The sequence below is a fragment of the Candidatus Nitrosotalea sp. FS genome (assembly GCF_011319475.1).
Classification (GTDB): Archaea; Thermoproteota; Nitrososphaeria; order Nitrososphaerales; family Nitrosopumilaceae; genus Nitrosotalea.
Genome location: NZ_RCMC01000181.1, coordinates 15500 through 16280, shown reverse-complemented (window position 1 = coordinate 16280; position 781 = coordinate 15500). Strand labels below are relative to the sequence as shown.

The window sequence follows — 781 nt, the reverse complement described above, 5'->3', positions numbered from 1 at the left end:
CCTCCAATTATCGTCATGGGAACACTTGAGATCTCTGGAGGCTGGAAGATGTGACGGTACCCTTCATAGAAAATGTAAATCGATAACAAAACCAATGCAACACTGTTTACAAGTGATACAAGTATCTCCACTCTGTAGAATCCGTAGGTTCTTTGTGGCGTGGCTTTTCTTCTGGTATAATGGATTGCAAGAAGTGACAAAGCTAGTCCACCAACATCAGTCAGCATGTGACCTGCATCAGCTAGTAGTGCTAGACTGTTTGTAACTAAACTTCCAACTATTTCTGCAACAAAATATGTAGCAGTAAGGATCAGTACGACTTTGAGTTTAGAAATTCTTTCTAACGAAATCTGTTCACTTGTTTCAGATGTCTTGTCCAAGACTCGTTCTGACATATGCCTGGTTATTAATAATGTGTTATATTTTAGGTGTTTTTTAATAATAATTATTATGAATTTATAATAAATTTAGTAACTAGATGTTTTTCTTGAAATTCACTAGATTGACAGGAGAAGACTTGGATCTTATTTTTCAGCTCTAACAGGAATACATCTTCCAGTCCCGTAGGACTAGTTTTAGATGATTATTTACTAGAATTGTCTTGTTTGAGATTAGGTTTTTCTTTTTTTCCTATTGCAATCAAAAACATGGACTCCTTGTTCTCTGCATGTGGGGAAAAAAAGTTGGTTACTAAATCATCATAGAACGTAAGTCCTGTTGCGCCAAGACCTAATGCATATGACGCAAGATACATTCTTCCTCCTGCTATTGCAGCATCAAT

Annotated in this window: 2 protein-coding genes; both read right to left on the bottom strand. The window is 36.2% G+C overall.

All coding sequences use genetic code 11. The annotated features are described in order from the left end of the window. Positions 1-395 (bottom strand): cation diffusion facilitator family transporter (locus DYY66_RS06690; protein ID WP_218583646.1); only part of this gene is annotated, 395 nt, incomplete at its 3' end. Positions 396-583: 188 nt separating this feature from the next. Beyond that, positions 584-781: nitroreductase family protein (locus DYY66_RS13085; RefSeq protein WP_218583654.1), on the bottom strand; the 198-nt coding region annotated here is incomplete at its 5' end.